The organism is Campylobacter concisus (assembly GCF_050447505.1).
GTDB lineage: Bacteria > Campylobacterota > Campylobacteria > Campylobacterales > Campylobacteraceae > Campylobacter_A > Campylobacter_A concisus_BP.
This window is the reverse complement of record NZ_JALMFZ010000001.1, coordinates 1,344,901-1,365,421: the sequence shown is the minus strand read 5'-3', so window position 1 is coordinate 1,365,421 and position 20,521 is coordinate 1,344,901. Positions and strand designations below refer to the sequence as shown.

General features: G+C 41.3%; 24 protein-coding genes. 16 read left to right on the top strand and 8 right to left on the bottom strand.

The annotated features are described in order from the left end of the window. Positions 1-111: 111 nt before the first annotated feature. Positions 112-1,215, top strand: a complete 1,104-nt coding sequence (gene nusA / locus MTT09_RS06920; RefSeq protein ID WP_103569997.1) for a transcription termination factor NusA — start codon at positions 112-114, stop codon at positions 1,213-1,215. Further along, positions 1,215-1,694 carry a GNAT family N-acetyltransferase gene (locus MTT09_RS06915; RefSeq protein ID WP_196089186.1) on the top strand — a complete coding sequence of 160 codons (480 nt, stop codon included), beginning with the start codon at positions 1,215-1,217 and terminating at the stop codon, positions 1,692-1,694. The genes nusA and MTT09_RS06915 overlap by 1 nt, the downstream gene beginning before the upstream one ends. 48 nt (positions 1,695-1,742) lie before the next feature. Here MTT09_RS06915 and MTT09_RS06910 read toward each other — a convergent pair whose 3' ends face one another. Further along, entirely contained in the window at positions 1,743-2,345 is a 603-nt protein-coding gene (locus tag MTT09_RS06910) for an outer membrane beta-barrel protein (protein WP_196089187.1), read from the bottom strand. Between the two features lie 161 nt (positions 2,346-2,506). Between MTT09_RS06910 and MTT09_RS06905 the strand changes: the two genes are divergently transcribed. Continuing rightward, positions 2,507-2,719, top strand: a complete 213-nt coding sequence (locus MTT09_RS06905; RefSeq protein ID WP_002941953.1) for a transcriptional regulator — start codon at positions 2,507-2,509, stop codon at positions 2,717-2,719. A 141-nt stretch (positions 2,720-2,860) separates the two neighbouring features. Here the strand turns inward: MTT09_RS06905 and rho are convergent, their stop codons facing one another. After that, positions 2,861-4,204 carry a transcription termination factor Rho gene (gene rho / locus MTT09_RS06900; protein WP_429803302.1) on the bottom strand — a complete coding sequence of 448 codons (1,344 nt, stop codon included), beginning with the start codon at positions 4,202-4,204 and terminating at the stop codon, positions 2,861-2,863. Positions 4,205-4,448: 244 nt separating this feature from the next. On the opposite strand from rho, the gene MTT09_RS06895 reads away from it, so the two are divergent. Next, a complete protein-coding gene (locus MTT09_RS06895) occupies positions 4,449-4,856 on the top strand; it encodes a cation diffusion facilitator family transporter (RefSeq protein WP_429803300.1) in 408 nt (135 codons plus the stop codon). Between the two features lie 38 nt (positions 4,857-4,894). Here the strand turns inward: MTT09_RS06895 and MTT09_RS06890 are convergent, their stop codons facing one another. Next, complete coding sequence (locus MTT09_RS06890) at positions 4,895-5,119, bottom strand: hypothetical protein (RefSeq protein ID WP_429803298.1); 225 nt, start codon at positions 5,117-5,119, stop codon at positions 4,895-4,897. Here MTT09_RS06890 and MTT09_RS06885 point away from each other — a divergent pair. From MTT09_RS06885 to MTT09_RS06875, 3 genes are read left to right on the top strand one after another with little or no spacing between them, the layout of a single operon-like run. Next, positions 5,096-5,452, top strand: a complete 357-nt coding sequence (locus MTT09_RS06885) for a hypothetical protein (protein ID WP_429803296.1) — start codon at positions 5,096-5,098, stop codon at positions 5,450-5,452. The two genes, MTT09_RS06890 and MTT09_RS06885, sit on opposite strands and share 24 nt — an antisense overlap. A 59-nt stretch (positions 5,453-5,511) precedes the next feature. Then, positions 5,512-6,027 carry a DUF1566 domain-containing protein gene (locus MTT09_RS06880; RefSeq protein ID WP_429803294.1) on the top strand — a complete coding sequence of 172 codons (516 nt, stop codon included), beginning with the start codon at positions 5,512-5,514 and terminating at the stop codon, positions 6,025-6,027. Positions 6,028-6,081: 54 nt separating this feature from the next. Further along, positions 6,082-6,510 carry a DUF1566 domain-containing protein gene (locus MTT09_RS06875; RefSeq protein WP_429803292.1) on the top strand — a complete coding sequence of 143 codons (429 nt, stop codon included), beginning with the start codon at positions 6,082-6,084 and terminating at the stop codon, positions 6,508-6,510. Positions 6,511-6,972: 462 nt separating this feature from the next. Here the strand turns inward: MTT09_RS06875 and MTT09_RS06870 are convergent, their stop codons facing one another. Both MTT09_RS06870 and MTT09_RS06865 read right to left on the bottom strand, forming a co-directional pair. Then, positions 6,973-8,058, bottom strand: coding sequence for a pyridoxal-phosphate dependent enzyme (locus MTT09_RS06870; protein ID WP_429803290.1), 1,086 nt, complete (start codon positions 8,056-8,058; stop codon positions 6,973-6,975). 11 nt (positions 8,059-8,069) lie between these two features. Continuing rightward, on the bottom strand, positions 8,070-8,453 hold the full coding sequence (locus MTT09_RS06865) for a RidA family protein (protein WP_002941830.1): 384 nt from the start codon (positions 8,451-8,453) through the stop codon (positions 8,070-8,072). Positions 8,454-8,599: 146 nt separating this feature from the next. Here MTT09_RS06865 and MTT09_RS06860 point away from each other — a divergent pair, with 146 nt between their 5' ends. Genes MTT09_RS06860 through ccoS form a run of 3 tightly spaced genes read left to right on the top strand, consistent with a single transcriptional unit; the run spans position 8,600 to position 11,864 of the window. Next, positions 8,600-9,220, top strand: coding sequence for a helix-turn-helix transcriptional regulator (locus MTT09_RS06860; protein ID WP_429803288.1), 621 nt, complete (start codon positions 8,600-8,602; stop codon positions 9,218-9,220). After that, entirely contained in the window at positions 9,217-11,595 is a 2,379-nt protein-coding gene (locus tag MTT09_RS06855) for a heavy metal translocating P-type ATPase (RefSeq protein ID WP_429803286.1), read from the top strand. Before MTT09_RS06860 ends, MTT09_RS06855 begins: the two co-directional genes overlap by 4 nt. Further along, positions 11,595-11,864, top strand: coding sequence for a cbb3-type cytochrome oxidase assembly protein CcoS (gene ccoS / locus MTT09_RS06850; RefSeq protein ID WP_103568469.1), 270 nt, complete (start codon positions 11,595-11,597; stop codon positions 11,862-11,864). Before MTT09_RS06855 ends, ccoS begins: the two co-directional genes overlap by 1 nt. Here ccoS and MTT09_RS06845 read toward each other — a convergent pair. Then, complete coding sequence (locus tag MTT09_RS06845) at positions 11,799-12,407, bottom strand: LysE/ArgO family amino acid transporter (RefSeq protein WP_429803284.1); 609 nt, start codon at positions 12,405-12,407, stop codon at positions 11,799-11,801. The genes ccoS and MTT09_RS06845 overlap by 66 nt on opposite strands. A gap of 117 nt (positions 12,408-12,524) precedes the next feature. Here MTT09_RS06845 and MTT09_RS06840 point away from each other — a divergent pair, with 117 nt between their 5' ends. Then, positions 12,525-14,186 (top strand): DNA polymerase III subunit gamma/tau, encoded by a 1,662-nt coding sequence (locus MTT09_RS06840; RefSeq protein ID WP_429803282.1) that lies wholly within the window; start codon positions 12,525-12,527, stop codon positions 14,184-14,186. Between the two features lie 491 nt (positions 14,187-14,677). Here the strand turns inward: MTT09_RS06840 and glnA are convergent, their stop codons facing one another. Together glnA and MTT09_RS06830 are read right to left on the bottom strand one after the other, a co-directional pair. Beyond that, positions 14,678-16,108 carry a type I glutamate--ammonia ligase gene (gene glnA / locus MTT09_RS06835; RefSeq protein WP_009294014.1) on the bottom strand — a complete coding sequence of 477 codons (1,431 nt, stop codon included), beginning with the start codon at positions 16,106-16,108 and terminating at the stop codon, positions 14,678-14,680. An 87-nt stretch (positions 16,109-16,195) separates the two neighbouring features. Continuing rightward, positions 16,196-16,975 (bottom strand): histidinol-phosphatase, encoded by a 780-nt coding sequence (locus tag MTT09_RS06830; RefSeq protein WP_429803280.1) that lies wholly within the window; start codon positions 16,973-16,975, stop codon positions 16,196-16,198. Between the two features lie 136 nt (positions 16,976-17,111). On the opposite strand from MTT09_RS06830, the gene MTT09_RS06825 reads away from it, so the two are divergent. Genes MTT09_RS06825 through MTT09_RS06805 form a run of 5 tightly spaced genes read left to right on the top strand, consistent with a single transcriptional unit; the run spans position 17,112 to position 20,516 of the window. Beyond that, the gene (locus tag MTT09_RS06825) at positions 17,112-17,861 is read left to right on the top strand and encodes a chemotaxis protein (protein WP_103568239.1); all 750 of its coding nucleotides are present in this window, start codon (positions 17,112-17,114) and stop codon (positions 17,859-17,861) included. Then, entirely contained in the window at positions 17,861-19,120 is a 1,260-nt protein-coding gene (locus tag MTT09_RS06820; protein WP_429803278.1) for a peptidase U32 family protein, read from the top strand. The genes MTT09_RS06825 and MTT09_RS06820 overlap by 1 nt, the downstream gene beginning before the upstream one ends. Continuing rightward, positions 19,117-19,611, top strand: coding sequence for a 5-(carboxyamino)imidazole ribonucleotide mutase (gene purE, locus MTT09_RS06815; protein WP_021084425.1), 495 nt, complete (start codon positions 19,117-19,119; stop codon positions 19,609-19,611). Before MTT09_RS06820 ends, purE begins: the two co-directional genes overlap by 4 nt. A gap of 11 nt (positions 19,612-19,622) precedes the next feature. After that, positions 19,623-20,096 (top strand): DUF3972 domain-containing protein, encoded by a 474-nt coding sequence (locus MTT09_RS06810; RefSeq protein WP_149711022.1) that lies wholly within the window; start codon positions 19,623-19,625, stop codon positions 20,094-20,096. A 3-nt stretch (positions 20,097-20,099) separates the two neighbouring features. Beyond that, on the top strand, positions 20,100-20,516 hold the full coding sequence (locus tag MTT09_RS06805; RefSeq protein WP_429803275.1) for a GyrI-like domain-containing protein: 417 nt from the start codon (positions 20,100-20,102) through the stop codon (positions 20,514-20,516). The last annotated feature ends 5 nt before the right edge of the window (positions 20,517-20,521 follow it).

The window sequence follows — 20,521 nt, the reverse complement described above, 5'->3', positions numbered from 1 at the left end:
AGGATTAAATAAAAGTTAATAACAAGCTTAAAGTTATTAAAAGTATGGCTTATGTATAATTTCAAAACTTCACGAAAAATCCCCGAAATTTATCGTCACAATGGAGAAAAAATGGAAAGAATATCAGACATTATAGAGTCAATTGCAAATGAGAAAAATTTAGATATCGAAGATGTAAAAGAGCGCGTCATAAGAGCCTTGATAAACACTGCAAAAAGGGTTTATGGAGAGAATTATGAGTATGACGTGAGCATCGATGCTAATAAAAATTTAAAGCTTTATCAAAAAATTTCAATCGTAGCAAACGACGATGAGAGGCTTGCTGAAGACAATGAGCATTTTTTAAGCTTAAAAGAGGCTAAAAAGATAGATAGTGGCGTAGAGATCGGTGATGAGCTCACTTACGAACTAAGCCTTGATAATCTTGGCAGAACCGCCGCCCAAACGCTTCACAAAGAGCTAGAATACCACATCCAACGCCTAGTTGAAGAGAAAATTTTACAAAAATATAATGAGATGAGCGGTCACATGGTCTTTGGTCCGGTTGTCAGGGTAGATAACGACGAAAACACATTTATCGAGATAGACGAGCTTCGTGCTATCTTGCCACGTAAAAACCGCATAAAAGGTGAGAAATTTAAAGTGGGTGACGTGGTAAAAGCGGTCATTAGAAAAGTTTTTACAGATAAAAATTTAGGCATAAAGGTCGAGCTTTCAAGGACTTCACCTAAATTTCTTGAGGCGCTGCTAACTTCAGAGGTGCCAGAGATAAAAGACGGCGGCATCATCATTCAAGGAAGTGCGAGGATCCCTGGTGAAAGGGCTAAAGTAGCACTCATCTCAACCACTCCAAATATCGATCCAGTCGGCGCAACGGTCGGCACAAAGGGCGTTAGGATAAATGCCGTAAGCAAAGAGCTTCACGGTGAGAGCATCGATGCGATCGAATACACCACCGAGCCAGCTATTTTGGTAGCTCGCGCTATGGCTCCTGCGATCATCACATCTGTAAAGATCGAAGAAAACAAGGCGATCGTGACACTTGCGAGCGAGCAAAAGAGCAAAGCTATCGGCAAAAATGGTATAAATATCCGCCTTGCAAGCATGCTAACTGGCTATGAGATCGAGTTAAACGAGCTTGGCTCAAAAACTAGCAGTAGCGGCGAAAATGGCGAAATGGTTAAAGATCTAAAAGCACTCTTTGGTGACAACTAATGAAATTTCAAATAAGAAAAGCGACTGAGGGCGATATAGACGTGATCTGCGAGCTTGTAAGAGAGCTTGCGAGCTATGAAAAGATGAGCGATCAAGTCACTTTTACAAATGAAATTTTTGCAGACTCCATATTTAATAAAAATCACGCAAAAGCCCTTATCTGCGAAAGCGAGGGCAGGGCTATTGGCTATGCTATCTATTTTTACACGTTTTCTACATTTTTAGGGCTTGGCGGGATGTACCTTGAGGACATCTACGTCAAAAAAGAGTTTAGAAATCAAGGTGTGGGCAAGGCATTTTTTAAATTTCTAGCTCAAATTTGCAAGGATGAAAATTTAAAAAGGCTTGAGTGGTGCTGTCTAAACTGGAATGAACCGAGCATCAAATTTTATGAAAGCATGGGCGCTAATAATCAATCTATTGAGTGGAGAACCTACCGCTTAGACGGCGAAAATTTAGAAAAGCTGGTAAATTTATAGTTTCTAATAAAAGCTCAAATTTGCTTTGAAATTTGAGCTTGCTGGTGATTAAAATTTATATGTATATCCCATATAAAGACCGACGTTTGTCTCTTTGGCATCAATCATATCAAATTTACTGATCTTGCCATAGTCAGTTCTATCAGCTTTTAGACCAAACTCAACTGCATTATTTTCATTTATAGAGTATTCGGCACCAACTTTTGCACCAAGTATCCAGCCGTTTGTGCTAGCACTTTCCATTGGATTTTCAGCATCGCCACCCCTTAGCTTAAGTTTTGAAAAACCAGTATAGCCACCAAGAACTAGTTTAAGATCTTTTGCTACACTTGGAGTATAGTCAGCTCCAACTATAAATTTATGAGTTTTCCACTCAGCCACGCTTTTGTCCTCATCATTTGCTGTTTTCTTAACTTTAAAATCATATATGTAAGCTCCATAAACTCTAGCTACGTCAAAGTCATAACCAGCTTTTAGACCAAGACCTGGTTGTGCTTTTTTAAATTTGATCTTTGAGCCATCATCGCCTTTTACGGTAAGCTTTGATCCAAAAGAGTAGTCTCCTTCAACTCCCACAAAGGCTCCTTGCGCTAAAGCAGCGGCACTAGCTAGGCTTAAACCTAAAGCAACTTTTAAAACTACATTTTTCATTTTTACTCCTTATTTAAAAAATGTTACGTGACTATTTTAAATTTTCTTATATTAAATAAAGTTTAAATATTCAATGAAATTAATAAAAAACATAAAATAATTCAATTGTTTTCTTATCAGAATAAAATTTATAAAATCACTCGAAAAAAAAGGAGTGTAAAGTGGCTAAGATGACAAAACGTGATATGGCTTATCATTTAGACGTTGATGTCGCAACGCTTTACAACTGGCGAAAACACAAACCAAACCTTTATCGTATCGTGATGCTTGGATTTAAATTTGATGAGCTTATCGAGCAGAGCAAGAAAACTTGCAACGAGCTTTGTGAATATGAAAATTTAATCAATCAAGATATAGAAAAATTTAGTAAATAATCGTTTAGAAATCGTAATCTCTTTTATAATTGAAAGTGCTAAAAATTTAAAATTTCTAAGATATTTTTGGCTAGAAAAGCTAGAGTTTATATTTTAAGTGAAAATTTGAGCTCAAAGCAAGCGCTTCAAGCTCGGTTAAATTTACTCGTTTAGGATAGAGAGAAGCTCTTTGTTGTCTTTTGTTTTTAGCATTTTTGCGTATAAGAATTTAAGCGCTTCGACGTCGTCCATTGTCGCGATCGCAGAGCGAATAGCCCAAATTTTTTGAAGCTCATCAGGTTTTTGAAGTAGTTCTTCTTTTCTGGTGCCTGATTTTAGTACGTTGATAGCTGGGTAAATTCTGCGGTCTGAGATGTTGCGATCAAGCACGATCTCGCTGTTTCCAGTGCCTTTAAACTCTTCAAATATAACTTCGTCCATGCGTGAGCCAGTGTCGATTAATGCGGTTGCGATGATGGTTAGTGAGCCGCCATGCTCGATGTTTCTAGCTGCGCCAAAGAAGCGTTTTGGTTTGTGAAGTGCGTTTGCGTCCACGCCGCCTGTTAGCACCTTGCCGCTTGGCGGGGTCACTGTGTTGTAGGCGCGTGCTAGACGGGTTATACTATCAAGCAAGATGATGACGTCTTTGCCCATCTCAACTAGACGTTTTGCCTTTTCGATGACTAGCTCTGCTACGCGGACGTGGTTAAGCGCTGGCAGGTCAAATGTCGAGCTAAATACCTCGCCTTTTACGCAGCGCTGCATGTCTGTAACTTCTTCTGGTCTCTCATCTACTAGAAGAACCATTAGCTGGGCTTCTGGGTGGTTTTTGGAGATGCCGTGAGCTAGCTCTTTCATAAGCTCTGTTTTACCACTTCTTGGAGGTGCGACGATGAGACCACGCTGACCCTTGCCAATAGGCGTGAAAAGGTCAAGCACACGGCCAGTTAGTTTCATCGGATCATACTCTAAATTTAGCTTTTCAGTTGGGAAAAGTGGGGTTAGGTTGTCAAAGAGTGGCCTCTCTTTTGCGTCTGCTAGAGGCATATAATTTACCGCCTCTATCTTTAAAAGGGCGTAGTATTTTTCTTGATCTTTTGGCTCTCTTACTTGGCCGGTGATGATGTCGCCCACACGAAGTGCAAATTTGCGGATCTGTGAGTTTGAAACATAAGCGTCGTTTGAGCTGTCGCTTAAATTTGCATCAACAGCCCTTAAAAAGCCGTAGCCCTCGTTTGTGATCTCTAAAATTCCAGTAAATAGTATAAAGCCGCCTTGTTTTGTCTGGGTTTTTAGTATCTCAAATATCAAATCCTGCCTGCGAAATTCGCGTGGATTTTCGACGCCAACGCCATTTGCGATCTGCACTAGCTCGTCTAAGCTAAGCGTTCTTAGCTCCTCGATCTTGTGTCCATCGACTGGTACGTGTGTTCTTGATGCTTGATGTTTTTTTGTAGTTTTTGTGTTTTGAGCAGCACTTTGCTCGGTTTGGTTATTGTTTTCCATTTTTCCTCTTTAAATGCGGGGATAAGATTGCAGAATTCTGGGCTTCAAAAGTTTTTTGAAAGTTTTGGCATTTTATAAAAATAAAACTTTGTTGTCAAGAAATGATATAATCTTGCGAAAATGAAAAGGGATCTCAAAATAATGGATTTTAAAGACGGTAAACGCGAAAAGAAGATAATAAAAACGGCGTTTATCGGTATAATTACTAACTTTTTTCTTAGCTGGAGCGAAAATTTTTATAGCTATGGTTTCAAACTCAGTTGCTTTGATATCAGATGCTATAAATAACATTAGCGATATAGGCTCAAGTATCATCACGATATTTGGCTCAAAGCTAGCTAGCAAGATGCCTGACGAGGATCATACGTATGGCTATGGCAGGACCGAGTATATCGGTGGTCTCATCGTCTCGGTTATCGTGCTGATGCTTGGCTTTCAGTTTCTAAAAACATCGGTAGAAAATATCTTTGCGCCAGAGCCTACTACTTTTACGATGCCGTTTTTGGTATTTTTATTTTGTGCTATATTTGTTAAATTTGCACTTGGATTTTACTACAAAAAGATCGGCAAAGAGACCAAGTCTATCTCGCTTAGGGCCGTGGGACAAGAGGCTTTAGGCGATGCTATCATCTCGTGCGTGATCTTAGTTTGAGCAGCACTCTCATACTTTGCTAACATTCAGATAGATGGCTATGCGGGCGCTTTGGCATCATTTTTTATCATCATAAACGGCGTGCTTTTGATAAAAAAACCTTTGATAAGATCATCGGACAGCGCGTCGAAAAAGAGATCAGCGATGAAATTTACGCCGCTGTAAATCGCTGAGAGATCGTGCGTGGGACATACGACCTGATACTGCATAACTACGGCGCGCAGCGATACGTAGGCTCTGTGAATGTCGAGATAGACGAGCATTTGCCACTTAGTGAGGTTTCGCAAAGGCTAAATGAGCTTCAGATCGAGATATATAAAATTTATAGAATATATCTGGTTTTTGGCGTTTATAGCGTAAATTTAGGTCAAGAAGGGAGTCGCGCCTGTGTGGCAAATTTACTCTCACGCTTTAGCAGTGTGCGCGGTTTTCACGCATTTTTTATAGATACCAAGAAAAAGAGCGTTAGGTTTGATGTGGTGGTTGATTTTGCTGAGAGAAATTTAGGCGAGCTAGGTGCTGCGATCGAGCGAGAGGTATCGTTAAATTATCTAGGATATAAAATTTTCATCGTGATAGATAGGGAGTTTGCGTGAAAATATTTATTGCCATGGTATAATTTTATCGTTTAATAAATATTTTAAAGGAAGATATATTGAGAAAAATAATAGCCGCTTCGCTTGCTTGTGCGCTCTGCTACGGTGCAGCGTTTGGCTTTGATTTAATGGGGTTTGTTAAAGATACTATAGGTATTGAAAGCGGGGTTACGGCGGGCTTTAGCAGAGATAACCGTCTGGATGTCGTCAAAGACGACATTTATAAGCTAATGTGGCAAGACGGTGAGGAGATGTTTAAAGGCGATTACGCCGAGGCGGTTCGCTACTGCGATGATTTAAATTTTGTAGGCTATGACGACTGGAGACTGCCTACGATAAACGAGCTTTTAAGCATCACGGACGATAGCAGGTATAACCCCGCTATAAACAAAGCCTTTAAAAACGTCGCATACGAGACGAACGATAAAGGCGAAAAAAGCTATAGCTGGTACTGGAGCTCTACTAAGAGCGCCAGCGTCTCGTCTGGCGCGTGGATCGTGTATTTCAGGGGCGGCAACGATAACTGGGGCGGCGTTTCTAGTCGCAGCTTCGTGCGGTGCGTCCGGGACTATTGATTTTTGAAAATTTAGACTAAAGGAAAAAGTATGAAAAGATATATAGCCGCTTCTTTGCTACTTTGTGGACTGCTAAACGCAGAAGCGCTAAGCCCTACGTGCTACCGAGATAACGATAAAAACGTAGTGGTATGTAGCGACAAAAAGATGGGAAGACTAATGTGGCAGGACGAGAAGCAAAATTTTCAAGGAACGTGGGATCAGGCGCAGGAGTACTGCAATCTAGTAAACCTAGCCGGATACAAGGACTGGCGGCTGCCTACGAGAGTGGAGCTACTAAGCATAATAGATAAGAGTAGGTATAAACCCGCTCTAAATACCGCTTTTAAATACATAGCAGACTCCGACTATCCATGGTACTGGAGCCAGACTACATACGCCGGCGGCTCGTCTGGCGCGTGGGTCGTGGATTTTGTGTTCGGCAGCGGTTACTGGAACGATCTTTCTATTCGTCACTTCGTTCGGTGCGTGAGAAACGATTGATTTGGCGGATTATGCGCCTTAAATTTGTTTTTTATAGTTAAATTTGAGGCTGAAATTTGACGAGCCGAATTTTATTTAAACTCGCGACTCGTAAATTTTGCGATGTTCAAATTTGCAAGCATTTAAAATTCGCTCGTAAATTTGCCAGCGTTTTCAAAATGTGAGTTTTGTCAAAAAATTGCTGCAAAATTTGACGGCTTTTGCAAAACGTCCGCCAAATTTAGTCCGCTCGGTGCAAAAAACTCGTCTATAAAATTTACATGTAAATTTAAGCATCGTAAGTTTGGCTTCATCAAATTTAACTCCGCTAAACACTCGAAAACGAGGCAAAAATCGGCTATCAAATTTGATAGCCGATTTAAATTCGTCAAATTTACCGCCAAATCGACGCATCCGTCAAAAAAGACTGCACTCGCTTACATGCGCAAAAAGCAAAAAACTAAAGCGATAAAATTTAAAAAATCAGTGTTCGCTCTTTAGCCCAGCGCCACACATCGAGATGATGCTTCTGCCCTCTATCTTGTGCGATTTTACGTAGCTTGTGTATGCCGCGTAGATCGCTGCTGTGGTGTGCTCGACGTAAAAACCACGGCTTGCTAGGAAATTTCTAGCTGGCTCAATATCCTCTTCTTTTATCGTGATCACCTCGCGCTCGCCTGCGTACCTGCTAGCTAATATCTCAGCGCCACGAGCAGGTTTTGCGATCGCTATGCCCTCAGCCAAAGTTGGCTCTGGCTTGATCTTAGCAGGCTCGCTTGTTGCCCCTAAAAATGGCGCACACTTTTCACTTTGAACGATGAAAATTTTAGGTAGTTTTTTGATCACTCCAGCCTCATATAGCTCATTTAGCGCGATCTCGCAGCCAATTAGCAAGGTGCCGTTGCCAACTGGCAAAAAGAGATTTTCAGGGACAAAGCCAAGCTGCTCGTAAATTTCATATATATATGTTTTAGTGCCTTGGTAAAAAAGCGGGTTAAATACGTGGTTTGCGTAAAAAATTCCCTCATCTTTTGCTCTTTTTCTGCAAGCATCTGCCGTCTCGTCTCGCGTGCCGTCAAAGACAACTGCCTTTGCGCCGTAGTACTCAAGCATCTTTATCTTTTTCTCGCTCGTGCCTTTTGGGACGTAAATTTCACACTCTATGCCAGCTCTAGCAGCGTATGCAGCGACCGAGTTTCCAGCGTTTCCACTGCTATCTTGCAGGATCTTTTTGATGCTATGAGTTTTGCAAAACCAAATAAGCATAACAGCACCTCTATCTTTAAAAGAGAGCGTTGGCATCGCGTAGTCCATTTTGAGGTAGAGCGAGTCATCAAATTTCACGCTCTTTGTTAGCCCCTCGCCAAGGCTGATATCGCGCCAAAGCTCGTTTTTAATAGGGAAAAATTCGCGGTATCTAAAGAGACTAAACTCGCGCTGGTCGATCAAATTTAGATCAAATTTGGCCGCTTTAAACTCCAGATCATATAGCCCACCGCACTCGCACGCAAATATAGGCGTCTCAAAATCTGTGCTCTTGCCGCATTTTGAGCAGATAAATTTAGGCATTTTCGCTCCTTTTAAATTTTTCTATCAAGTATCGCTGTGGCCTCGATCTCTAGCAGGCAGCCAAAGTGAAGTTTGTTTGTCGGTACTACGACGCGAGCTGGCTTGTGATCGCCAAAAAATAGCGCATACTCGTCGTCTATCTCGTCCCAAAAGTCGATATCTGGTGTATAGATGCGGCACATCAAGATATCGTTTCTTGTCGCATTTGCCAGCTTTAGCACGTTATCAAGGTTTTTTAAAGCCTGCCTTGTTTGCGCCTTTAGCCCCTCTGGTATCTGCCTAGTCTCTGGGTCCATACTAAGCTGTCCTGAGATGTAGAGGATGCCGTTGTGCTCGGTTGCCAAAGAGTAGTGAGCCTTTTTCTTTTTTGAAATTTCGGTTTCGTAAATTTTCATATTTTCTCCTTAAAAATTTAAAAAATTATAGATAAAAAATTATTATTTTCACTTAAATTTCACAAATTTTCATAAAAAATTATATTTTTATTATCGAAATTTTAAAAATATTTTGGCTAAACTTAAACAAAAACAAAAGGCGCCTTATGCATCCTATATTAAAGGCATTTATCCCAACGGCAAATCTCATACAAAAAAGCTCACCATTTGCCTGCGAAGTCGTGTTGCACGACCTTTCACACCCGCAGCGCTCAGTCGTCTATGTAGCTGGCGACGTCACTGGCAGAAAGGTCGGACAAAGCTTTGACCACCTTGTAAGCGAGGTCTTAAACAGCAAAAATTTCAAAGACGACTACGTGGCAAACTACTTTTTTACAAAGGATGAAAAGCTAGTGAAGTCTTCAACTGCATTTATCAGAGACGAGCACGGAGGGATCATAGGGGCGATATGCGTAAATGTCGATGCTAGCGTGGCAAAGAGCCTTTTTGAAGTGACTGGGAATTTCTTAAAGACGAGTGAAAATGAGCCAAAGAGCGAGCAAAACGACGATGTGATGCAGATCGTCTTAAATTTGATCGACAAGATCATCGCCAAAAACGAGGGCAAAAAGCTCAAAAAGGAGCAAAAGCTAGAGCTCGTGGGCTTTATGAACGAAAAGGGCATTTTTAACATAAAGGGTGCTATCGAGGTCGTGGCAAGTAAGCTAAATGTCTCAAAGATCACGATATATGGCTATTTAGACCAGCTTAAAAAGAAGCGCCCGTGAAGTGTAGGTGCTCTCACTGCAAGCAAAGCTTTGATGAAAGCGCGATGATAGAGGCTAAAGGCGGGCTTAAGTTTTGCTGCGCTGGCTGCAAAGGCGTCTATGAAATTTTAAATGAAAGTGGCCTTGGTGAGTTTTATGAGCGCCTTGGCAAAAACACTCTAAATCCTGCTAGTAGCGGTGCAAATGTCAAAAATTTAGTGGCAAATTTTAGCGAGCTAGTGACAAAAGAGGGCGAGTTTTCTAAAATTTCATTTCTCATTGACGGCATAACCTGCTCGGCGTGCATCTGGCTACTTGAAAAGGCGCTTTTTAGCCTGCCTGGCATCTTGGAGGTAAATATCAACTCGCTTAGCCAAAAGGCGGTCATTGTTTACGACGAGCAAGAGCTTTTGGTGGAGCAAATAATTGAGAAAATTTACGCCGTTGGCTACACTCCAAAGGCCTACGCGGCGAGCCAAAAAGAGGATGAGCTAGTCAAAAAAAGGCGAAATTTTTACGCAAAAGCGCTTGTTGGCGTCTTTGCCACGATGAATATCATGTGGCTGGCGATCGCGCAGTATGGCGGCTACTTTAGCGGCATCAGAAGCGACGTGAAGGATTTGCTAAGTTTCGCGCAGTTTGTGCTGGCAACGCCTGTGCTTTTCTACACTGGTAGCGAGTTTTTTAAAGGGGCAAAAATCGCCATTAAAAACGCCTCGCCAAATATGGACCTGCTCGTTATCACGGGGGCTAGCATAACATATATCTACTCGATCTTTGCGATGCTTACAAGAAGTGGCGAGAGCTATTTTGACTCAGTCGCGATGATCATAACCTTTGTTTTTATCGGTAAATTTTTAGAAATTTTAGGCAAGAAAAAGGCACTTGAGACTTCAAATTTCTTAAGCGATATGCTGCTTGCAAAAGTGTGTGTTTTAGAGGATGGCAAGGACATTTTAAAAGAGCCAAAGGATGTAAATTTAGGCGAAAAGATCGTGCTTAGATCAGGCGAGAGGGCACTGCTTGATGGGGTGGTGCTTAGTGGTGAAGCAAGCGTAGATAGCTCAAGTCTGACAGGCGAAAGCTTGCCACTTTTACTAAGCTCTGGGGACGAAGTAAAAAGCGGCGTTGTCTGTCTAAACGGGCAGATCGTCTATGAGGCAGGGCAAATTTTTAAAAACTCATACATTAATAAGCTTATAAATTTACTCCAAAACGCAGAGCTAAAAAAGCCAAATATCGAGCTAGCAGTCAATAAAATCGCCTCGAAATTCTCTCTTGGCGTGCTTGCTCTAGCGTTTTTTACATTTTGGTTTTGGTACTTTAAATTTAGCTTTTCAGAAGCGGTAGTGACAGCCGTGAGCGTCATCGTGATCGCTTGCCCTTGTGCGCTTGCCCTTGCCACGCCAGTTAGTAGCGTTTGCGCCCTTGGGGTTGCCTTTAAAAACAAGGTGCTTTTTAAGGAGGCTAAATTTTTTGAAAGCCTTGCAAAGTGCGACGTGGCGGTGTTTGACAAGACTGGGACGCTCACAAAGGCTAAATTTGAAGTGAGCGAGTTTTTTGTAAAAGAGGGCGTTAGTATTGATAAAATTTACTCGCTTTGCCTTATCTCAAACCACCAAATAAGCGTGGCGGTGGCTGAGTTTTTAAAGCAAAAAGGCGCAAAAAAAGTTGAGCTTGAAAATGCAAATTTAAGCGTGGCAAAGGGAGTTAGCGCCGATATTTTGGGTGAGAGTTTTGTGGCTGGAAGTAGGCGCTTTTTGGCCGAAAATGGTGTGAAATTTGATGAGTGCGAAGAAAATGTGAGCTTTTTTGTGGGCAAGCAGGGCGAGCTGGTGGCTAAATTTTACCTAAAAGATAGCGTAAAGCCCGAGGTAAAGGCTTTGATAGACGAGCTAAAGAGTGCTGGCATGAAGGTTTGCATCCTAAGTGGCGACGTGCAAAATGTGGTAAAAAACGTAGCAGATGAACTTGATGTGAGCGAGTTTAGAGCAGGGATGTTGCCTGATGAAAAGGCTAAATTTATAGCTGATCTTAAGCAGCAGGGCAAAAAGGTGCTGATGGTGGGGGATGGCATAAACGACGCAGCCGCGCTTAGCCTTGCTCATGTGGCCATTTGCATGGGAAGTGGCGCTGCGGTGAGCTTAGAAAAAAGCGACGTGGTGCTACTTGATGATAGCTTGCAAAGCCTTGCAAAAGCGGTGAAAATTTCAAAATTTACCTATAAAACGATAAAGCAAAATTTACTCTTTTGCCTGCTTTATAACGCTCTTAGCCTGCCATTTGCCGTGTGTGGCTACGTCATGCCGCTATTTGCCGCGCTTTTTATGTCGGCAAGCTCGCTTAGCGTCATACTAAACTCGCTTTTTATAGTTAGAAAATTTAAGGACAAATAGTGGATACAACGACTCTTGCGATGCTTGTTTTTATCTCGGTTTTGATGGGGGCGGCCCTGCTTTTTGGCGTGCTTTGGGGGATAAAAAATAGGCAGTTTGAAGACTACCGCAAATTTTTAGACGGAGCAAATTTGGACGATGAAGACGCGCTAAATGAAGCTTATGCGCTTGAACTTCGCAAAAAAGAGGCACTAAAAAAGAGGCTAGAAGCTAGCAAAAAGGAGCATGAAGGCAAGGGCGAGCATGATGAGGCCGACAAAAAACTCTAAAATTTTCCATGAGATGGGCCTTGCAAAGATGGGCGCTAAAAACCTAGCCAGATAGCCAAGTGCAAAGAAAAAGCAAAATGAGGCAAGGCTAGCCCCCACGCCAAATATCAAATTTTCATCTTTAAATTTAGTCGAAACCGAGCCTATTAGTATCATCGTGTCAAGATAGACGTGAGGATTTAGCCAAGTAAATGCTAGCGTTAAAAGGATGTTTTTCTTTAAATTTGATCTGGCATAATCGCTGCTGGTATCCATGCTAAGGTCCTTAAAAAAGCACGAGTGAAAGCTCTTTAGCGCGTAAAAAAGTAAAAATAAAAAGCCGCCATATAGGGCGATTTGCTTGATGATGGGGAAGTTTTGCACGAGGCTACCAAGCCCAAAAACTCCTGCAAAGATCAAGACAGCGTCGCTAATAGCGCAAATAAGACAGATGATAAAGATATTTTCTCTTTTGATGCCCTGTTTTAGCACAAATGCGTTTTGTGCGCCGATAGCTAAAATGAGCGATAAAGAGGTGAAAAATCCAGATATAAATGCTTGCAAATTTGTCCTTCTCGCTAAAGTTTGGCTTAAATTTAGCAAAATTTAACTTTATCATAACCATAAATTTATGCCTTTTTTTATAAAATCAGCAAATTAAAATTGCAAAAAGGAAAGCAGTTGCAAGCACTAGCCCTAAAATATCGACCAAAAAATTTTGACGAGCTCATCGGACAAGAAGCCGTAAGCAAGAGCCTAACCCACGCACTTGATGAGAACAGAGTGAGCCATGCCTATTTGTTTTCAGGCCTTAGGGGAAGCGGCAAGACATCGAGCGCTAGGATATTTGCAAAGGCTTTGGTCTGCGAGAAAGGACCAACTTCTAGGCCTTGCGAGGTCTGCGCGCAGTGCGTGATGGCAAACGAGTCGCGCCATATGGACATCATCGAGATGGACGCAGCCAGCCACAGAAAGATCGACGACATAAGGGAGCTTATCGAGCAGACAAAATACGCTCCGACGGCTGCTAGATATAAAATTTTTATCATCGACGAAGTGCATATGCTAACAAAAGAGGCATTTAATGCCCTTCTTAAAACGCTTGAAGAGCCGCCAAGTTATGTTAAATTTATCTTAGCAACCACCGACCCTTTGAAGCTGCCAACAACGGTGCTTTCAAGGACGCAGCATTTTAGATTTAAGCAAATAAGCAGATATGAGATCGTAAAACACCTTGAATTTATCCTTAGTAAAGAGGGCGTGAGCTACGAGAGGGAGGCGCTTGAGATACTTGCAAGAAGTGGCGGTGGCTCGCTAAGAGATACGCTAACGCTGCTTGATCAAGCTATCATTTATAGCGCTGGCAATATCACAAAATCAAGCGTGGCAGCGATGCTAGGACTTCTTGATCCAAGTAGGATCGAGCAGATCATCGAGCACGTCGCAAATGCCGATAAAAACGCAATAAGAGTGCTTGTAACCGAGCTTGAGACCTATGAGCCAGAGATGATCATAGATGAAATTTTGGCAAATTTAAAGCAGAGATTTTTAGACAATGACCCGAAATTTTCACTTCTTATATATGAGAGATTTTTTAGGATTTTGGCGCAGGCAAAGTCGATGCTAAGCGTATCAAGCGACAATGGCTTTGTGCTGATGCTTATGCTTTTTATGATGATAGAGGCGCTAAATTTACAAGATATCGATGAAGCCATAAAGCTTGCTAAGAATGAGCCTAGCGTGGTTATAGAGCCAAAAACTGGCGTGAGTGAGCAAATTTTAGCCCTAAAAGAAGCGCCAAAGTCACCATACGAGCAGTTTGTGGCAAAAATTTATGATAGAAGCTTTGAGCTAGGAGAAATTTTTAAAAATCACATAAGTTTTAGCTTTTTAAATGAAAATGAGCTTGGCTTAGTCGTCAATGCAACTGGCGACGAGCTGGCATTTTTTAAAAAAAGCTGGGGCGTAATGCATGAAATTTTACATACAATTTTTGGTAAAAAGATCAAGATCGTAAATGCCAAAACTCAAATTCCTGCCGCAAAGCCTGAGCCTCAAACTAAGCCACAAGAGCCACAGGATAAATATAGCTACCTTGACGAGGAGATCGCTAAGATAAAGGCTAGACAGCAAGACGAGCAAAAAGATGAGCCAGTAAAAGAGCCTGTTACGGCACGACAGATCGAGGCAAATGCGCTATCTCAGCCACAAAATGACTTTGCAAAAGAGCTGATGTCGCTAAGTCAGAGTAAGAGCCCAGAGGAGCTTAAAAAGCAAAGAGAAGAGGGCGTGATAAAAGAGGCAAATAGGCTTTTTGGACAGCCTGAAGTGCAAAATAGCTAGGGATTTGGCTTTTTTGTAATTTCTAAATAAAAGTGGTCAAATTTAGCTTTTAATAAATTTATCCGCTGCTATCCTAACTAAATAAAATCTCAAAATTTATATTGCAAATTTAAAAGAGCTAGAGCTTATTAAATTTGAACTTTTAATAAGGCAGGCAAATTTAAAACTCTGGCAAATTTACCCCTTGTTTGCAAAATCAAATTTAGTTCAAATTTATCTGCTATGACTATTTTTATGTATAAGCTTAAATTTCTAAATTTTCATGAGTCGGGCTTATGAAATTTAAAATTTATTCTTGTGCGTAAAGCAAATTTAGCCCAAAATTTAACTATATAGATTTTATATTTTTAAAAAATTATCTGTTGTGGTTAAAAAATTTCTAAACGATAGAGCTTATTGGATTTAGCTCTAAATTTAATAATCGCAGGATTTTATATTTTAAATTTGATTAAAGAAGTCTCCAAGCCCAAAATGAGCTTAGAGACTTCTTTTTAGCAAGAGAAGCAGGTTTTAAACTCATAAGCAGTTGGGCGCGCTTCGTAAGGCCAAACCTGAGTTTCAAATTTCATGTGCTGATAAGTGTCGATGAAAAGATCGCTCATTATCGGTTTTAGGTATTCGTTATCGCGGATAAGCGCTTCAAGGCTACCACGAAGTGTGTGCGGGAGCTGCTCGATGCCACGCTCTCTGATCTCATCTAGGTGAAGTTTAAATAAATTTTCATCCATCGGACCAACTGGCTCGTATTTGTTTTTAACGCCGTCAAGTCCTGCCATTAACATTGCTGAGAAGGCTAGATAAGGGTTTGCTGTGCTATCTGGAAATCTCATCTCAGCTCTAACTGACTTCTCGCCAGCTCCGTAAGGTATGCGGATGCTCGCTGAGCGGTTTTGGCTCGAGTAGGTTAGGATAGATGGCGCTTCAAAGCCTGGGATTAGGCGTTTGTAGCTGTTTGTGCTTGGGTTTGTGAAAGCTGCAACGCTTCTTGCGTGTTTTAAAACGCCGCCGATGTAGTGCCTTGCAAAGTCACTTAAATTTGCGTAGTTGCCCTCTTTGTAGAATAAATTTTTACCATCTTTCCAAACTGATTGATGCACGTGCATACCGCTGCCGTTGTCGCCATAAAGCGGTTTTGGCATAAATGTAACTGTCTTGCCGTTTAGGTGAGCGACCATGCGAACGACGTATTTGTAAATTTGAACGTTGTCAGCGGCCTCGACTAGGTTGCCAAATTTCACGCCGATCTCGCCTTGACCTTGTGCGACCTCGTGATGTCCTAAAAATACTTCAAGGCCAACTTGCTCTAAAACTTGCATCATTTCGGCTCTTAGATCGACCATGCTGTCGATTGGCTGAGTCATCAAGTAGCCGCCTTTTCTGCGTGGGCGGTGACCTGTGTTGTAGCTATCTTTGAAGTCCGCAGCGTCGTTCCACTCGCCTTCTTCGCTATCTACTTGATACATCGCGCAGTTTGGGCTGTCGATGATTTTGACGTTGTCAAATACAAAAAATTCATTCTCAGGGCCAAAATATGCCTCGTCGCCAAGTCCGCTATCTTTTACATATTGCATAGCTCTTTTTGCGATCGAGCGAGGGCATTTTTCATAAATTTGACCTTTGTAGATGTCGTAGATATCGCAGAAAACAACGACTGTGATGTCAGAGGTAAATGGGTCCAAAAACGCTGATGTCGCTTCTGGCTTCATTATCATATCGCTCTTGTCGATAGGCTGCCAGCCGTTCATCGAGCTAGCGTCCATTGGGATGCCGTTTGTGAAATTCTCTTTTGTAACAGCTTTTATGTTGTAGCTTATGCTGTGCCAAGCGCCGTTTAGATCAGTAAATCTAAAATCTACAAATTTAACTTCATTTTCTTTGCAAAAATCAAAAAAATGATCGATGTTTTGGACAAATTTTCCCATTTTTTATCTCCTTTTGGTTTTTAATTTTCGTATTGTATCACAAAATTTTATATTTAAGATTATTTTTATATTTTATTTGACCCCAAACTAAAATTTTACTAATTCTCTATCTCTATTTTTAAATATCGCACACTTTGAATATCCCAAATTTCTAGCTATCTGCTCGCAAATTTCGCCGTTTTTACCGATATCTTCTTTGGCATGAGCGTCTGAGCTAAAGGTGATAGTGATGTCATTTTCGGCGATTAGCTCAAGTAAATTTACGCTTGGATATTGCTCTCCGATAGGCTTTCTAAAGCCAGCCGCGTTTATCTCAACTACCAAATTTGCCTCTTTTATCGCTTTTATCGCGTTTTTGGCGAGGATCCTGACATCTTTTTTGGGTAAAAATTTAAAGAGTTTTAAAAGATCGATGTGTCCCATGATGTCAAATTTGCCAAGCTTAGCTGATCTTTCTATGTGATCAAAATATTCCTGCCAAATTTGATCCAAGTCTTTGCCCTCGTAGCCACCGATAAATTCAGGGTTGTCAAACGCCCAGCCGTTAAAAAAATGCACAGAACCTATTAGATAATCAACCTTTCTAGCAAAAACTCGCTCATCCATAAATCCATCTAAAAAGTCCATCTCATAACCAAGTAAAATTTCTATCTCGCCGCTAAATTCATCTCTTAAACGTAAAATTTCGTCTTCGTAGCTTTGCATCTCCTCAAATTTCATCCTATAAGCTTCATCGTAGTTCATCGGCGCGTGATCGCTAAAGCCAAAGTATTTTGTGCCAGCTTTTATGGCGCATCTCACAAATTCTAGCGGTTCGCCAACTGCGTGGTTGCAAAGAGGTGTGTGGTTGTGAAGATCGACGGTCATTTTTAGCCTTTTAAAGTCGTTTATTTTTCAAAAATGCTACCTAAAATTTGATAAATTTAAAGATAAACGCATTTTTTTTAAACTTTCTTTTTATTTAAATCCTATATAATCAAGGCAAATTTTATTAGGAGCTTTTATGACCCAAGAGGAACTTGACGCGCTTATGGCGGGCGGATTAGAGGATGATTTAGGTGATACTAAAGATGCCAGCCAAGAGGTCGCGGACGTCAAAGAGGAAACAGACGAGGTAGCAGAAGTTGCAGAGGCAATGAGTGCTAAAGCAGATGAGCCACAAGCAAATAGTTCAAAACATGGCGAAAACTATAGAGTGAGTGCAGACGGCGTTTGGCCACCGCCACCACCGACTGAAGACCATAAAATGGTGCATCAGCTTGATGATGTGACAAGAGATAGCGAAGAGAAAGCTACTCAGATGTTTGACAAGCTTGAGACGATAAATAACTTTTTTATGGACGCTGAGAGCGACTCAAATAGCCTAAAAGACGCTATAAACTCAAACGTTGAGCTATTTACGACACTAAGTGAGAAATTTCCAAATATTGCCGCATTTAGCGAAGCTTTAGAGAAAAACAACGCACTTCTTGGCACGATCGATAATATCATCGGAAATTTACAAATGGGACAAGATGAGATCATGATGGCTATGGATATGATGCAGTATCAAGACATCCACAGGCAAAAGATCGAGCGTGTTATCAACGTTATGAGGGCGCTTAGCAAATATATGAATACATTGTTTGAAGGTCGTATCGATGACGATAAGCGTGTTGGTTCAGCTGTTCATATCGCTGGTGATACAACGACCGAAAACCTTGTCAGCAACGACGACATCGAAGCCTTGATAGAAAGTCTAGGTAAAAAATAGTGCTAAAAAGGCCTGAGCTTTTATCTCCAGCTGGAAATTTAACAAAACTTAAAATCGCCCTTGAGTACGGAGCCGACGCTGTTTATGGCTCGGTGGCTAGCTTTTCGCTAAGGACTAGATCGGCAAGGGAGTTTAACCTTGAAACATTTAAAGAGGCGATAGACTACACGCACGAAAAGGGAAAGAAATTTTATGCGACCATAAATGCCTTCCCTTTTAACTCTCAGATAGAACCGCTAAAAAGGCACCTGCAAACCATCTCAGCGATGAAGCCAGATGCCTTTATCATCGCAACGCCAGGCGTCATGAGCCTAGCAAAAGAGATCGCTCCAGATATCGAGATACATCTCTCAACTCAGGCAAACGTTATGAACGTTTTGGATGCTAAAATTTATCACGACATGGGCGCAAAACGCATCGTCGTGGCGCGTGAGATGAATTTAAAGGATGTTATAAAGATAAAAGAGGAAATTCCAACCCTTGATATTGAAATTTTCGTCCATGGCTCGATGTGCTTTGCCTACTCTGGCAGGTGCCTAGTAAGCTCAGTGCAAAGCGGACGTATGTCAAACCGCGGCAGCTGCGCAAATGACTGCAGATTTAAATATGAACTCTACGCCAAAAACGAAGAGAGCGGCGTGCTTTTCCGCCTAGAAGAGGACGAAAACGGCACTCACATTATGAACTCAAAGGATCTTTGCCTCATCTCGCACATCAAAGAGATCGTTGATAGCGGTGTCATTGATAGCTTTAAGATAGAGGGTCGCACAAAGAGCGAATACTACGCAGCCTGCACGGCAAGAGCCTATAAAATGGCGATAGATGATGCCATGGATGATAAATTTGACGCGAAAATTTATGAAAATGAGATAAATACACTAAAAAATCGCGGCTTTACGGACGGCTACTTGGTGCATAGACCTTATGAGAGAACCGATACGCAAAACCACGTTAGCAGCCTAGAAGAGGGCACTCATCAGGTAAATGCCATAAGCGAAGATGGCGAGTTTTTTAAGTGCAAATATAAAATTTTCCCAGATAAGGGCTACGAGATCGTGGCACCAACTGGCTCACACATAGATGATAGTGAAAATGAAATTTCAAAGGTCTATTCGCAAGATGGCAAAAAATTTATCAAATTTAAGCAGCTCATCACCAAAAAAGGCAAGGTCATGAGCGAAATTCACAGCGGCAATGAAAATGAGATAAACCTCGGCGTTAAGCTGCCAAAATTTAGTTTTTTAAGGGAGAAAATATGAAATTTGTTTCTATTATAATGGGAAGTAAAAGTGACTATGAGATCGTTAGCGAGGCGGCAAAGACTCTGGAGAAATTTGGCGTAAAATATGAATTGATAATCAGCTCAGCCCACAGAAGCCCAAAAAGAACTAGCGAATACGTCGCAAATGCCGAGAAAAAGGGCGCAAAAGTCTTCATTGCAGCTGCTGGCATGGCAGCTCACCTAGCTGGAGCAATCGCTGCAAACACAACAAAACCAGTGATCGGCATACCAATGGCAGGATCGGCTCTTAGCGGCGTTGATGCACTTTACTCAACTGTGCAAATGCCAAGTGGCATGCCAGTGGCGACCCTAGCTATCGGCAAGGCTGGTGCGATAAATGCAGCCTATCTTGCGGTGCAAATTTTAGCCCTTGAAGATGAGGGTCTAGCAAGCGCGCTAAAGGCCGACAGAGAGGCAAAGATAAAGGCTTTAGAGGAAGACTCTTCAAAGGTTGAAGTGATACTATAAAAGGAGAAGCGGTGCAAACCTATCTTGGAGTTGATGAATTTTGCAAACTTGTGCACTTGGAGCGCGAAGTTATCGAGGATATGATAAATCGTGGCGTTTTGAAAACCAAAGAGGAAAATGGAGAAATTTTGATAGAAGCGAGCGAGGGAACGATGAGCGTGGTGCCTAGTGTCTCGCAAAATTTATCCTTGCAGCCGCAAACCCAAGATGGTTTTAGCTTTGTCGAAAAGACGATTGGCACGATACTAAATTTACACGAAAAGGTGCTTGACGCAAAAGATGAGACGCTTGAGACCTTAAGAAATGAGAATAAATTTTTAAAAGAGGCGCTCATTTCGATGCAAGAGCTCTATGACGAGGATAGAAAAACGGTTGAGACGCTTACAAAACAGCTTAAAATTTCACAAGATGAAGTTGAATTTCTAAAACGAAAATACAAGCTCATGTGGAACCAAGCGGTTGAAAATTTTAACGGACAAAAGTAGCTTATGAAGATTATAAATTTAGAAGATAGCTTTGAAATTTACGGAGTAAAAACTCGAACTAAAAATGAAGATGAGATAGACGGAAAGGGTAAAATTCCAGCTTTATGGTCTAAATTTATGAGTGAATACTATGATGGCGAGAGTGAAATTTATAGCGTTTACTGCAACTACGAAAGTGATCTTAATGGACATTACGATAACTTCATCGGCACAAGATCATGCCAAAAAGATGATGAAAATTTAAAGATACAAAGCGGAAAATACGCTCTTTTTAGTTTTGCAAATGAGCCACAAAATGTTGCAAAATTTTGGGGTGAAATTTGGAGATATTTTGAAAGTAGTGAGCTAAAAAGAACCTATAAAACGGACTTTGAAAAATACTTAAAAGACAAAATAGAAATTTATATATCAATAAAATAAAAGGC